This window comes from Roseitalea sp., from assembly GCF_984466335.1.
Genome location: NZ_CFIFWG010000001.1, coordinates 26,419 through 40,411, shown reverse-complemented (window position 1 = coordinate 40,411; position 13,993 = coordinate 26,419). Strand labels below are relative to the sequence as shown.

12 protein-coding genes and 1 pseudogene are annotated in these 13,993 nt (G+C 60.5%); 3 read left to right on the top strand and 10 right to left on the bottom strand.

The genetic code is table 11. From position 1 onward, the window contains the following. The 9 genes and pseudogenes from AC5E6L_RS00215 to AC5E6L_RS00175 all read right to left on the bottom strand — a co-directional run. Positions 1-652 (bottom strand): annotated as a pseudogene (locus tag AC5E6L_RS00215) (IS3 family transposase); the annotation flags it as partial. 222 nt (positions 653-874) lie between these two features. Beyond that, entirely contained in the window at positions 875-2,149 is a 1,275-nt protein-coding gene (locus AC5E6L_RS00210) for an aminotransferase class V-fold PLP-dependent enzyme (protein ID WP_491770431.1), read from the bottom strand. Positions 2,150-2,216: 67 nt separating this feature from the next. Then, on the bottom strand, positions 2,217-3,221 hold the full coding sequence (locus AC5E6L_RS00205; RefSeq protein ID WP_491770429.1) for a Gfo/Idh/MocA family protein: 1,005 nt from the start codon (positions 3,219-3,221) through the stop codon (positions 2,217-2,219). Then, positions 3,218-3,958: an SDR family oxidoreductase gene (locus tag AC5E6L_RS00200; protein WP_491770427.1), complete on the bottom strand. Its 741-nt coding sequence runs from the start codon at positions 3,956-3,958 to the stop codon at positions 3,218-3,220. The genes AC5E6L_RS00205 and AC5E6L_RS00200 overlap by 4 nt, the downstream gene beginning before the upstream one ends. Before the next feature lie 4 nt (positions 3,959-3,962). Next, positions 3,963-5,273 (bottom strand): TRAP transporter large permease, encoded by a 1,311-nt coding sequence (locus tag AC5E6L_RS00195; protein WP_491770425.1) that lies wholly within the window; start codon positions 5,271-5,273, stop codon positions 3,963-3,965. After that, positions 5,273-5,785: a TRAP transporter small permease subunit gene (locus AC5E6L_RS00190; protein WP_491770423.1), complete on the bottom strand. Its 513-nt coding sequence runs from the start codon at positions 5,783-5,785 to the stop codon at positions 5,273-5,275. The genes AC5E6L_RS00195 and AC5E6L_RS00190 overlap by 1 nt, the downstream gene beginning before the upstream one ends. Before the next feature lie 67 nt (positions 5,786-5,852). Beyond that, positions 5,853-6,848, bottom strand: a complete 996-nt coding sequence (locus tag AC5E6L_RS00185) for a TRAP transporter substrate-binding protein (RefSeq protein ID WP_491770421.1) — start codon at positions 6,846-6,848, stop codon at positions 5,853-5,855. A gap of 16 nt (positions 6,849-6,864) precedes the next feature. Continuing rightward, on the bottom strand, positions 6,865-8,571 hold the full coding sequence (locus AC5E6L_RS00180) for a hydantoinase B/oxoprolinase family protein (RefSeq protein ID WP_491770419.1): 1,707 nt from the start codon (positions 8,569-8,571) through the stop codon (positions 6,865-6,867). Further along, positions 8,568-10,613, bottom strand: coding sequence for a hydantoinase/oxoprolinase family protein (locus AC5E6L_RS00175; protein WP_491770417.1), 2,046 nt, complete (start codon positions 10,611-10,613; stop codon positions 8,568-8,570). Before AC5E6L_RS00175 ends, AC5E6L_RS00180 begins: the two co-directional genes overlap by 4 nt. Positions 10,614-10,772: 159 nt before the next feature. Here AC5E6L_RS00175 and AC5E6L_RS00170 point away from each other — a divergent pair, with 159 nt between their 5' ends. Beyond that, positions 10,773-11,501: a GntR family transcriptional regulator gene (locus tag AC5E6L_RS00170; protein WP_491770415.1), complete on the top strand. Its 729-nt coding sequence runs from the start codon at positions 10,773-10,775 to the stop codon at positions 11,499-11,501. Here the strand turns inward: AC5E6L_RS00170 and AC5E6L_RS00165 are convergent. Then, complete coding sequence (locus AC5E6L_RS00165; protein WP_491770413.1) at positions 11,469-12,362, bottom strand: LysR family transcriptional regulator; 894 nt, start codon at positions 12,360-12,362, stop codon at positions 11,469-11,471. The genes AC5E6L_RS00170 and AC5E6L_RS00165 overlap by 33 nt on opposite strands. A gap of 118 nt (positions 12,363-12,480) precedes the next feature. Here AC5E6L_RS00165 and AC5E6L_RS00160 point away from each other — a divergent pair, with 118 nt between their 5' ends. Together AC5E6L_RS00160 and AC5E6L_RS00155 are read left to right on the top strand one after the other, a co-directional pair. Then, positions 12,481-13,722, top strand: coding sequence for an FAD-dependent oxidoreductase (locus tag AC5E6L_RS00160; RefSeq protein WP_491770411.1), 1,242 nt, complete (start codon positions 12,481-12,483; stop codon positions 13,720-13,722). Positions 13,723-13,732: 10 nt separating this feature from the next. Continuing rightward, on the top strand, positions 13,733-13,984 hold the full coding sequence (locus AC5E6L_RS00155; RefSeq protein ID WP_491770409.1) for a sarcosine oxidase subunit delta: 252 nt from the start codon (positions 13,733-13,735) through the stop codon (positions 13,982-13,984). The last annotated feature ends 9 nt before the right edge of the window (positions 13,985-13,993 follow it).

The following is a 13,993-nucleotide window of genomic DNA, read 5'->3' as shown; positions in this document are numbered from 1 at the left end:
GGGCGAAGCCGGACACACGATCCGTCGTTCAGCCAGCGCCGCCCCTTGTTCGGTTGTTTCATTGGCACTTTCAGCCCCTCCCGCCGCCAAAGCCTTTCCACACGCTTGTCGTTGATCTGCCAGCCAGCATCTCTCAGCATGGCCGCGATCCGTCGATAACCGTATCGGCCATATTGCCGGGCCAGTTCAATCATGTCGGCGACCAATCGCTCCTCGTCTGGACGTCCAAGCGGGGCTTTGCGTTGTGTGGATCGGTGCTGTCTCAGAACACGACAAGCCCGCCGCTCCGAGTTCATTGCGAACACGGTCAATGCAAGCACGGCGACGGGCGAGGCTTAGAAGTTTCCCTTTGCAGCTTCGGCCAGGATCAGCTTGTCGAGCGTCAAATCGGACACGGCTTTGCGCAACCGTTCGTTCTCCTTCTGAAGACGCTTCAGTTCCTTCGATTGGTCTGTGCCCATTCCACCGTACTTCTTCTTCCCACTGCCCGGCAGATGATGCGCAGCATCATCGAAAGGAGGCGATGGAACGTCTGTTCAGTCACGCCAATCTGTCAGATCGCATCCAGGCGCGGCATTCCTTGACCCATCAGGACCTCAACCTGCCGCAATTTCGTGACAATCTCTTCTGGCTTCGGTCGCTTGTTGGACATGGGTTTCCTCCGTTTTCCTAAACATAGCGGAGGACCACTTCATTGGGGCAGGATCAATCGTCAAAATCCGGAACGGCTTTTCGTCGAACAGCCGATCCGACATGAAGCCATTGCCCAGATGTCGTTTATGCCATCAGCTTCGGACCTGCCGCATCGATACCGGCACACGCCGCGTGGTCAACGAAGCTGCAAGGCCCAACCCGTCTGCGATGATGAGCCCTGTTATAGCTGTACCCGTCGTCCTTGCTCGCGTGCTTCGCGCATCGCTGACAGGAATTGGGCGACTTCGCCAAGCGTGTTGTAGTGGCTGACGGAGACGCGGACGCACGATGTCAGGCCCAGCGGTGTGAGTATGTTGCCGCTATAGTGATCATCCTTGCGGATATGAGCGCGAATGCCGTTGGCGCGCAGATGTTCAACCAGATCCGCCGCTTCCACCCCATCCAGCGTCAGGGACACAACACCTTCGCGATGTGCGTTGTCGGCGCCGCCGATCACGGTCACACCTTCGATAGCGGCAAGGCCGGGCAGGTTACCCGTGCCGTGCATCACCGCCTGCATCAAGTCGTCTTCATAGGCGCAAAGCGCTTCGGCGCCCACAACGATCCTTGCGCGTCGATCGGTGTCGTCGGTGAAGTGGGCGCCCAGCCATTCCATATAGGCGACAACGTTGGAAAAGGTGGCATAGCTGCCGGTATCGCGGGTACCCAGCTCCCAATTGTCGGCGGGACCGCCGGCAAGGCTCTCCTTGGGCTGCGCGGTCAGGCGATCGGACGCCCAGCCGAGCCCGTAGCCATGGCGTGAAAACACCTTGTAGGGCGAGATCGCATAACCGTCGACGTCGTAGGCGGCCAGATCGATGTGGCCGTGACTGGCATGCTGAATGCCGTCGACGACGATGTAACAGTCCGGCGCGACCGCACGAATGGCGGCAGCGACCGCCGGCACATCGACCGCGATACCGGTCACCGGTGAGGTCTGGATAATCGTCGCAACGCGAACGTCGGGCGTCAGATGCTGCTTATAGGCCTCGGCATCGACGGTGCCGGCGGCGTCATCGTGAGGCACCAGAACATGCGGTCGGCCAGTGACTTCTGCCCAGCGGGCCATCGCGCTGCGCGAAGCGGGGTGTTCGAGCGTGCTGCCAAGCATCACGCCGCCCGGTTGCGCGCCAAACGCTGCGGTCCGGATCAGACGAAACAGGATCTCAGTGCCGCTTTCGCCGACAAAGACCTGGCCCCCCGGCGCATTGAGAAAGAGCCGCGCATCCGACTTGCCCTTGTCGATGGCCGCCATCAGCCCTTTTGATGCTGAATTGGCCCGGCCCTGATTGTCGGGATAGCCGGCATAGGTGGCCGAGGTTTCAACGACGGACTTGAGGGTCAAGGCACCGCCGGCGCTTTCAAAAAAGATGCGCGGACCTTCGAACGGGCACGTGTCGACATGGGCAAAGCGTGCGCGCACATCGTCGATAAGGCCCGGAACTTGGTTGAACATTGCAAACTTCCGTTAGAGTTGGATGGGGCAGCCGGCGTTGGCGGGGCCGGCCATCGGGATGATGGTTCTATGCGGTGGTCGCCACGTCGATACGGTCTCCGTCGCGCGCGGCAGACAAGGCGATCGCTTCCATCGCTGCAACGCCAGCGAGCGCTTCCGATGCGGTAACCGGATATGTCGTCAGCCCGCGAATATGGTCGGCAAAGGCGGTCAGTTCCATGGCCAGCGTGTTGGTCGGATCAAAGGCTTGTCTTTGAGGTTCACCTTCCAGACGCCTTGTTTCAAGCGTCTCCTGATCGGGCATCATCGACCAACCTGATGACCCGAACATGTGAAGCCGCCAATGGTCCGGTGTTGCCATGAGCGATGCGAGCGCGCCGGTGGTGCCGTTTCGGAACTCAAGCTGGACCGATGTTGTATCATCGATATTGGCTTCGAGCACGCGGCGCTTGCTGATCGTTGAGACCCGATGCACGGGACCACACAAGTGGATCATCGCGTCCAGCACGTGAATGCCCATCGCCGCCATGCCGCCGGCCGGGTTTTCGGCCGCCGAGCCGCGCCACATACCATCACTGTAGCCGTAGCCGAACGGACCGGAGAAGTTGCCCTCGACATGCAGTGCTGTGCCGAGCACACCCGATACCAACGCTCGCCCCATCGCCTGGTAAGCCGGCAGGAAGCGGCGGTTGAAACCCACGGCAAGCATGATCCCGTAACGCTCACTGGCCTCAACGGCGGCGCGTGCCTCCTGCAAGGTGAGCGTGAAGGGCTTTTCGACAAACACGTGCTTGCCAGAGGCTGCTGCTTGGCAGATTTGCGCACAATGCTGGCTGTGCGGCGTCGCCAGCACAACGGCCTCAATGTCAGGATCGGCGAGGATTGCGGCAAAGTCACTGGTAAGTGGTAATGCATGGTCGCGGCAGAAGTTGGCCGCTCTGGCGGGCGTTCGTGTCATGGCGCGAGTGAACCGCAGCGACGTGTCAGCGTCGTTGGAAACGGCGGTGACGAGTTTCTGGCCCCAGCGGCCCAGGCCGACGATCGCCGCATTGACCGATGTTGCGCTGCTCACAGTTTGGCTCCTCCATCGATCACGACGGCGCTCCCGGTCATGAAGGCCGACAGATCGCTTGCCAGATAGACAGCCAGCTCGGCGATCTCATCAGGCGTCGCCATCCGACCCACCGGCTGGCGCGAGGAGAACGCGGCCCGAGCGGCATCGGGGTCGTCCACCGCTTCGATGCGCGCCGTCATCGAAGGCGTTTCAACGCCCGATGGGCAAATCGCATTGCAGCGGATACCGTCGGCGGCGAAGTCTTTTGCAATCGATTTGGTCATGCCGATCACTGCGGCCTTGCTTGCGCCATAGGCGAAGCGGTCCGGCGCGCCACCGATCGAGGAGATCACCGACGCCATATTGATGATGGAGCCTGTGCGGGCCGCGCGCATATGGGGTAGGGTGCCCCGGCATGTGTGGAACAGCGCGGTGACATTGATATCGAGCGATCGCGCCCAATCCTCGTCGCTGCAGTCGACCAAGCTGCCGACGGCGACGATGCCGGCGCAATTGAAAAGAACGTCGATACGGTCTTGTTGGGCAAAGAAATCCTGCACCGCCGCCGCATCAGTCACATCGATCCGCTGCGTGCCGATGTCGGGACAGTCATGGGCGAGTTGGCTCAGCGCCGCCGCATCGTGGTCGAGCGCGATCACCTGTGCGCCCTCGCGATGGTAGGCGATGGCGGTGGCGTAGCCGATGCCGGCCCCGGCGCCGGTGACGATACAGGCCTTTGATTGCAGTCTTTTCATCGCATTAGTCGTACAGGACGCCCGGCAACCAAAGGGCGATTTCTGGGAAGATGGTCAGCAAGACTGCGCCTACGCACATCAGGATGAAGAATGGTGCGGCCGCCAGCGCCACGCGCATGATCGGCGATCCCGTCAGGCCCTGAATGATGAACAGGTTAAAGCCGACCGGCGGTGTGATTTGCGCCAGTTCCACCATCACCACCAGGAAAACGCCGAACCAGATTGGATCGAAGCCGGCTGCCACGGCCAGCGGAAGTGTGATCGGCAGGCTCATGACGGTGATGGAGATGCCTTCGAGGAACATGCCCAATATGATGTAGAAGACCGCCAAGATCGCGATCAGCGCATAGGGCGACAGATCGAGCGCGCTGATCGCGTTGGCAACGTCCTGCGGCACATGCAGGAAGGCCATGGCCGTCGACAGAAACGCCGCAGCAATCAGGATGACAGCGATCATGCAGCTTGTTTGCACAGCCGAGATCAGCGACCCAAAGAAGATCTTGGGATTGAGCTGCCGAGTTGCCAGGGCCATGAACAGCGTCGCAACCACGCCCACAGCGGCCGCTTCAGACGGCGTGGCGATGCCACTATAAATCGAGCCGAGCACAATGAAGATCAGAATCGCGATGGGGATCAGGTCGATCATCCCGCGCACCGCGTCTCGAAATCCGGGCTTATCGCGATCGGGCGGGGCGACCTCAGGGTTTATCATGCTGACGATCATGACATAGCCGGCATAGATCGATGCGATCATGATGCCGGGTAGAACGCCGGCCGCAAAAAGGCGTGAGATCGAGACCTCAGCCAGAACGCCATAGACGATCATCACGATCGAGGGCGGGATGAGAAGCCCTAAGCTGCCGGCGCCCGCCAGCGAGCCGTAGGTGAGCGATTTGCTGTAGCCGCGCGACTTCAACTCACCGATAGTGATCTTGCCGACGGTCGCCGTGGTGGCGGCGCTTGATCCACTGATCGCCGCAAAAAGCGCCGAGCCGGCAATGTTGGTGTGCAGCAGCCGCCCAGGCAGATGATAGGTCAGTGGTGACAGGCCACGGAACAGGCGGTCGGACATGTCAGTTCGCAACATGATCTCGCCCATCCATATGAACATCGGGATTGCCGCCACCTCCCAAGAGGTTGCGCTGCGGATCACCAGAGGGGCCATGATTGTGCCGATGCGATGCAGCGGCATATCGATCATGAAGACAAGGCCAGTCGTGCTGACAAGCAGGAGACCGGCAAACACCCAAACGCCAAGCCCCAGGAAGAACATGACGAGCAACAGGATGATGAAAGCGACGAACAGACTTTCCATCACTCGGCCTCGACGTCTTCCGCCACGCCCTCGGTGATCGCTAGATAGGCGCTCGCCAGAAGTTGCGACATAAACAAGACCAGACCGACGAAGATGGCCGTATCGATCCACCAGATCGGTGTTTCTGTAAGAGTCGGACTAACCGTCCCGCGCATGAAGTCCCGTTCCAGCGTTCGCCAGACATAGCGGGCCAGAAACAGCGTGATGGCAAAGGTGAATGCGATGCAGAGCAGTTCGACCGCGATGGCGACGCGCCCGCGCACGAACGATTTCAATATGCTGACCCGGATATGTTTGCGATGCCGAAACGTATGCGCCAGCGACAGGAAGGTCATCGAACCGATAGCGTAGCCAACGAACTCGTCCATCGAGAAGGTCGACGTCGAAAAAACGCCGCGCGCGATGATCTCGACCGAGATGTGGCAGACGATGTAGACCAGAAGGCCTGCCGATATCCAGGTCGCCAGGTTGCCGGCAAAGTCGTTCACCCTGAGCAGTGTTCTGGCCAACATTCTCGGTCCCCTAACCAGGCCATGTTGCGGGCACGAAACGCTCGTGCCCGCATGCCGTGCGTGTTGGTCAGTAGCCGCGCTTTGCGCGATAATCGTCAAGGATCTCCTGTCCAATTGGGCCGACCTTTTCCAGCCAATCATCGTAGACGGCAGTGCCGGCCTCCGACAGAGCGGTCAGGAATTCGGCCGGAATGTCATCGATCACGGTGATCCCGTTGGCTTCCATTTCGGCGAAGTTCTCGGCCACGCGTGTCGCCAGCGCGCCCCAGGCCGCTTCGCTTGCGGCATCGGCGGCGGTGTGAAGCGCTCGGCGCTGCTCATCGGTCAGCGCATCATAGGCGTCCTTGTTGAGGTGCGTCATGTTCAGCGACATCGAATAGTTGATCGCCGAAAAATGCGATAGATGCTCCCAGAACTTGGAGTTGGTGCCGCCCTCGGCCGAGGTCAGAACGCCATCGATGCCGCCCGCGGCAAGCTGTGGCACCACATCGGCCCAGCTCATCTGAATTGCGGCGGCGCCGGCATTGATCAGCGTGCTGGTGCCGCTTGCGTCCCAGGCACGGATCTTGACGCCCGCCAGTTCATCGGTCGAGGTGATCGGCTTTTTGGCCCACACACCTGCCGGCGGCCAGGGCGACGCATAGAGCAGCACCTGGTTGTTGCGCGCGAAAGCCTCTTCATAGGCCGGCCGGGCGGCTTCCCAGAGCTTTTGGGAATCCTCGGCCGATCCGACAAGGAACGGCATCGAGGACAAAAGGAAGATCGGCTCGATACCAGCGACCTGGCCCATCGAGGTGTTGGCGATGGGCAATGCGCCATCGGCGACCGCATCAAAATGCTCTTTCGACTTGTAACCGATCGAACCGCCGAAATGGTGGGTGATGACGATCGTGCCGCCGGAGGCCTCATTGGCGACTTCGCCGAACACCTTTTGGGCTTCGCCGTGAATGGATGTGTCGGCATATTCGTTGGCCATGTCCCATTTGACTTCCTGCGCCGATACGGCCCCGGTCGCCACCAAGGTCGCAAGCGCAACGGCGCTCGCCATAGATGCAAATCTCATTTCAGAACTCCCTAGTTTAGGACCCGCTTTTGCGCAGATCGGTTGAAGTCGAGTAATGCTGCTTCAGATATGCATCGGAAAATTTGCCCGACTGGCGATCCTGTTCAAGCGCCTCGGCCGATCGCAGGTTAGGTGAGCCATAGCCACCGGCGCCCGGAGTCTCGATGACTGCTGCGCTGTCGCGCATCAGTTGGACGCCGGTGGCTTTGGGAGGCAGGGGGATCTCGCCGCCATCGTCGCGACGGATAAAGAAACGGCCATGGGCGCCCAGCTCGCCACCATGCACGCCCCATGGCTTGTTGCGGAAGCGTTCGCCGACACCATTGAACTCGCAATCATGGCCAATCGGCCGGATGGTACGGCGAATGCCCATGCCGCCGCGATACTGGCCCGCACCGCCCGAATCCTCGACCAGCGCATACTCTTCGACGCGCAGCGGATACTCCATTTCGATGGCTTCAACCGGCAGGTTGGAGGTGTTTGTGATGTGCACCTGCACCCCATCCTTGCCGTCTTTCGTCGCTCGGGCGCCCATGCCGCCGCCTAGCGTTTCCAGATAGACATATTGCTTGCCCGTTGCTGGATCATTGCCGGCGAAAACGGCGCTGGTGTTGGCCCCGTTCGCAGCGCCCGTCACCTGTTGCGGCAGCGCATCGACCAAAGCCCCGATCACGATGTCAACGACCCGTTGGGACGTGTTGGCGCGCAGAGCCACTGCCGCCGGCGCAACGCAATTGACGACGGACCCGAGCGGCGCTTTGATTTCGATGGCATCAAAGATGCCCTGATTGTTTGGCACATCGGGGTCCAGCAGCGCCTTGAGGGCGAAACACACCGCCGATTGCGTTGCGTTGAGTGTCAGATTGAAGTTTCCTGGCACCTGGGCGTCTGACCCGTCAAAGTCGAATGTGATCCGGTCATCGTGCTTAGTGATGTTCAGATTGATCCGATAATCCCTAGTGCCAAGGCCATCATCGTCCATCACATCGCAGAAACTGTAGGTGCCATCTGGCAATTTCTGGATGGCGGCCTTCATCCGCCGGTTTGTGCGCACCACGATATCGTCAAAGACCGCCAGCAGATAGTTGGAACCATGGGCCTCGGCAAACTCCTCCAACCGCCGGCAGCCCAGCTTGGCTGCCGCGATCTGCGCGTTCAGATCGCCTTTGCGTTCTTCGGGCAGCCGCATGTTCAAAAGCAGCAGCCGCATCATGTCGTCGACCAGTTCTCCGCGCCGATAAAGCCGTACGATCGGAATGCGCAGACCTTCCTTGTAGATTTCGTCCAGCCCGCCCGACATGGAGCCCACCGCCGCGCCTCCCACATCGGCATGGTGCACGATATTGGCGACAAAGCCGACCAGCTGATCGCCGTGGAAGACGGGCATGGCCAGATTAATGTCTGGCAGGTGCGTGCCACCACCGACATGGGGATCGTTGCCGATGAAAATGTCGCCTGGGGCGATCGTGTCGCCATAGACATCCAGAATGTAACGCATCAGGCCCGACATCGAGGCTAGATGGATTGGCAGCGCGTTTTCGGCTTGCACGATCAGCCTGCCATCGGCGTCGGCAATGGCCGTTGAATGGTCGTGCCGTTCCTTGATGTTGGTCGAAAACGCGCTGCGCATGATTGTCAGAAAGCACTCATCGGCGATCGATTTGAGCCCGTTCCAACTGATCTCCAGCGCGATCGGATCGATTGTATGCGTGTCCGTCATCATCCGATCTCCACGGCGAGGTTGAGGGCGGTGTCGACCGTAGCGGTGGTCCCTGGCGGAATGACGGTGGTCGTATCGAACTGCGCGATGATCGCCGGCCCCTCGATCATGGTTCCGGCGGGCAGGCTGTCGCGCTCGTAAATGGGCGTCGAGACCTTTGCGTCTTCGGCAAACCAGACATCGTGCTTGCCAGTCATGACGGCCGGACCGGTGGGCATGGCCATGTTGCCGACGGTTTGACCCAGCGGGCTTTCAGTTTTCAGGCGCACATTCATGATCTCGATCGGTGCATCGCGATCGACATGGCCGTAGCTGCGCTGATGCTCGACGAAGAACATTTCCTTAAGCCCACCAGCGCCCGGCAAGTCCCGCGCTCCGTCACCGGTGTCGAGGCTGACCGGCAGTTCATAATTCTGGCCGATATAGCGCATGTCATAGGTGACCGACCGACGCACCGTTGCGCCGGCGTCCAGTTCGGCGGCGATCCAGGCATCTGCCTTGTCGTTGAGTGAACCAAGCGCCGCCTCGACCGCATCGAGCGGCCCGTCAAGCGGTATGCGGCAGGTGACGACGAAGTTCTCCTGAAGGTCCGAGACGATCAGACCGTCAGCACATAATATGCCGGGCGCGAGGGGAACGATGATCCTGGAGATGCCCAGCGAGTCGGCAACATCGGTGACATGCAGACCACCGGCTCCACCAAACGGCATCAAGGTGAAGGCGCGCGGGTCATGGCCTTTCTCGGTCGAGACCGCGCGGATCGCGCGGGTCATGTTCGAGTTGACGATGCCGACAATGCCGAGCGCTGCCTTGATAACCGAAATCCCCATTGGCTCGGCGATCCTGCGCACTGCTTCTTCCGCCTTGTCGCGGTTCAGCATCAGACCGCCGCCTGCAAGCGAGGTGGGCAGTCTGCCCAGGACAACATTCGCGTCCGATACGGTGGGTTCGGCGCCGCCCCTGTCATAGCAGGCCGGCCCCGGTACGGCTCCGGCGCTCTCGGGCCCTACCTTGAGCAGCCCGTCCGTGCCGATATGAGCGATCGATCCACCGCCCGCGCCGACCGTGTGAATGTCCACCATGGGCAAACGAATGCGAAAGCCTGCGATCTCGCGCACATTTGCGATCTCGGTCTTGCCGTCACGGATCAAGCAGACGTCTGTGCTGGTGCCGCCCATGTCAAGCGTGATGATTGAGCCGATGTCCGACAATGCGCCCGCGGCTGCCGCGCCAACCGCGCCGGCGGCCGGGCCGGAAAGTGCCGTGCGAACCGGAAAAGCCGATGCGCGGTCGGCTGACATGAGCCCGCCGCTTGATTGGAAGATGCCGAACTTGGCATGCGGCGCTACCGCCGCCGCCGCCGTCTTCAGGCGCCCGATATAACGGCCGACCTCCGGCTGAAGAAATGCATTGATCAGCGTGGTTGAGAACCGCTCATACTCGCGGAACTCGGGCTGCACATCGCTGGACACCGAAACGAAAAGGTCCGGCCGCGCCTTTTTGATTGCCTTGGCGATCTTTTGCTCATGGTCGGGATTGAGGAACGAGAACAGAAGACAGACGGCAATGCTCTCGACATCGTCGAGCGCTTGGAGTTCAGACACAAGCCTGTCGATGTCCTCGTCATCAAGTTCAGAAATGACCTCGCCGCGCGGGCCGATCCTCTCGTCGACTTCAAGCCGGCTTTCCCGCGCCGCCAGCGGCCGCGATGCATCGGCTTGCAGATCGTAGATCTTGGGGCGCACCTGACGCCCGATCTCGAGCAGATCACGGAACCCCTTGGTGGTGGCGACAGCCACCTTGCCGCCGCGCCGTTGCAACAGCGCATTGGTCGCAACGGTCGTTCCATGGGCCAACCGGGCGATCTCTACGCCGGCTATGCCGGCCTTTTGCGACAGCTCGCTCAGACCTTCCAGAATCGCTCGCGACGGATCGTTGGGCGTTGATGGGCGTTTGTGGATGTGAGCCTCGCCGGTTGCAGCATTACGCGCCGAGAAGTCGGTGAAAGTGCCGCCCACGTCGACGCCGATGATCCATTCGGCCATGTCATCTCCCCGCTGGTCGCTATTGCTCTGCAAGGGCAGGCTCATTCCAGCTTTGTAGTTCAGCATCCATTTTGTATACTGAAATTGCAAGCGAAAAATTTCGAATGCCAAAAGCGCTAGTTTCGCATAGAGAACAACTCAGCAAAGGCAGGGCTCGATGTGGTCGAAAGAGATGGTGTCAAGGTTGCGCGGCGGCTGCGGGATTCGATCCTGCGGCTGGAGTTGCGACCCAGTCAGATGCTTGATGAAGCCGAGCTGTCTGAAACGCTGGGTGTTTCCAGAACGCCGATACGCGAGGCCATCATTCAACTGATCGCCGATGGGCTTGTGGTGCGCGACGGGCGCAAGGCCAAGGTGGCGCCGTTCGATTTTGATGACATGCCGAAACTCTACGACGCGCTGCTGATCTCCAGTCGCATGATCCACCGATTGGCGGCGGAAAACCGGACGCGGGGTGATCTGGATGCGATCGAGCGCGACATGCTGCGTTTTGAGACGGCCACCGATTCAAGCAATGGTGTTGAGCGTTCCGAAGCAAATCTTGCGTTTCACAATGCCATCGCCGATGCGGCGCGCAACCGTTATTTTGCCGCCTTCTACAATCAGGCTCTGATCGGAACGATCCGGCTTGCGCGCGCCTGTTTTGCCAACACGCCGAACACCAGAGGCGATGACAGGCTCGCCAGCCATCTCAAGGAGACGATCCGTCAGCATCGGGCCATCTATGCGGCCATCGAGGCGCAGGATGTTGAAGCGGCCGACAGCCTGGCGACCTTGCATTATGAATTGACGAAGGCGCGCGTGCAGACCGTCCTGTTTTCCGAGCCGGCCGTGTTCAGCGGCGGGCTCAGCCTGTCACTTGGCGGTGACGCTCCCGAACTCTCCTGACAGCCAGTCTTTGAACAAGCGCACGGTGGCGGTTTCGCGCCGCTGCGGATTGGCGATCAGCGTGTGGACCAGCGACACGGGCTCATCGGGTGGCACGGGCGCAACCAGTCGACCATCGGTGATGAAGGCTGCGCAATGGCGCCGATAGGTGACAGCCAATCCACCCGAGCGGGACGCGATTTCGAGCGCGAGGCTGGCATTGTCCACCTTGATTGCCGCGACGGTTGGCGCCAGCACAATACCTTTGGCAGTGGCCCAGCGCTGCCAAAGCTGATGCTTGCCCTGAACATGGATCAGCTGGGACGTGTTGATCCACTCCGACAGATCGGTTGCGGCCAGACCGTCAGCCTCGCCGGTACGGCACACGAGTGTAATTTGGTCGGAGCCAAGCGGCACCATGGCCGAGCTGATCTGCGCCGCATCCATCACGACCACGCTGAGGTCGGCCAGATCAACATTGGGATCAGTCCAGATAGTGCTGTTGATGCGCACCTCAATGTCGGGGTGAAGGACCTGAAAAGCAGACAGCTTCGGCGCGACGCAGGCAGTGGCGAATGAGATCGGCGCCGACAGTGTGACGGTTTGGTTGGTCCGTGTGCCGATCAGCCCCTGGGTTGCAGCTTCGGCCATATCGAGCGCCTCGCTTATGCCGGGCAGATAGGCTTGGCCCAGTGGCGTCAGCTCCAGCCCGTTGCTGCGGCGCTCAAACAACGGGCGTGACAGGAATTGCTCCAACGCGCGGACACGCTGGCTGATCGCGGCCTGGGTGCAATTGAGTTCGGCGGCGGCCTTAGTGAAGCTGCGGTGGCGGGCGGCGGCCTCAAATGCCTGCAGATACACCAGGTGGGGCAGATGGCGCATTTCAACTCCAATTGCATTATGCGGACATAAGAGATTTTATGTCAGTGGGCCAGGATTGATTGCTTGCTCGCAAGGGCAAATAAGCGACGCTTGCCGGCAAGACCCACGTGAGCCCGCCATGCCGTTTTCTCTTCTCCAATACGGGTTGCGCTTAAAACACCGTCCCTTTGGCGATATCCCGCCGACATCGGACCTCAAGAAGAGCTACGATGTGGTCATCATCGGCGGCGGTGGCCACGGGCTGGCAGCGGCTTACTATCTGGCCAACACCCACAATATCACCGATGTCGCGGTTCTGGAAAAAGGCTATCTGGCCGGCGGCAATACGGCCCGCAACACGACGACCGTTCGCTCGAACTATCTGACGGCCGCCTCGATCCGGTTCTATCGCGAAGGTGTCTCGCTGTTTGAAACCATGTCGAACGATCTGGGTTTCAACGTCATGTTTTCGCAGCGCGGCCAACTCACGCTCGCCCACTCCGAGGCGACGCTGCGCAGCTTCCATCTGCGCGCTGCGATGGGGCAACACATGGGTGCGCGGATCGAGGTCGTTGATGTCAAGACGGTGCGCGAACTGTGTCCGCATCTGAACCTTGATATTGGCGGGCAGCATGAGGTTATAGGCGGTCTGTGGCATGCCGACGGCGGCACAGCACGCCATGATGCGGTGGCCTGGGGCTACGCCAAACGCGCCTCCGAAAAGGGCGTCGAAATCCATCAACGGACCGAGGTCCAGGCGATCGCGACCACGGGCGACCGCGTAACTCATATCGACACCAACCGTGGTCGCATCCACGCCGGGCAAGTGTTGCAGGCGGCCGGGGGGCTCAACGGCCAGATCGCCGCAATGGCGGGCATCAATCTGCCGATCCGTTGTTTTCCATTGCAGGCCATGGTCACCCAGCCTGTCAAACCGTTCCTGGATACACTGGTGTCCTCGGCGAACCTGCACACCTATCTGGTACAATCCTCACGTGGCGAGATCGTCATCGGTGGCGGCTCCGATCCCTATCAGCTTGCATCGACCCGCTCGACACTCGACCAGAAGGAGCATCTGGCCGAAGGTGCGATCCATCTGTTTCCGTTTTTGCACACCATCAAGGTGCTGCGCCAATGGGCCGGAATCACTGATATGACGCCCGATTACAGCCCGATCATTGGTGCGTCACCGCTGAACAATTATTGGCTCGATTGCGGTTGGGGCACCTGGGGGTTCAAGGCCACACCCGTCGCGGGAAAGCGCATGGCCGAGACCATCGCCACCGGTAAGGTGCCTGACATTCTGCACCCATTCGATCTGACCCGGTTCGAGAATTTCGCGCTGCTCAACGAGATGGGTGCCACCGCCGCAAGCCATTGAGGATCAACCAATGAAACTGCTGACATGCCCGGTCAATGGCGCGCGTAACATCACCGAGTTCGAATATCTCAGGCCGGTGCGCAACACCGATGACGGCGATCAAGAGCGCCTGATCGCGCATCTGTTTTTCGCGCCCAATCCGCTTGGCGTAATGCCCGAATGGTGGCGGCATACGCCGTCCAACACCGTGTTTGTCGCGGAGCGTCACACCCAAACCGATGCGATCATCAAGACCTATCTGCCCGGTGGCGGCGATGACTGAGGATGCCCA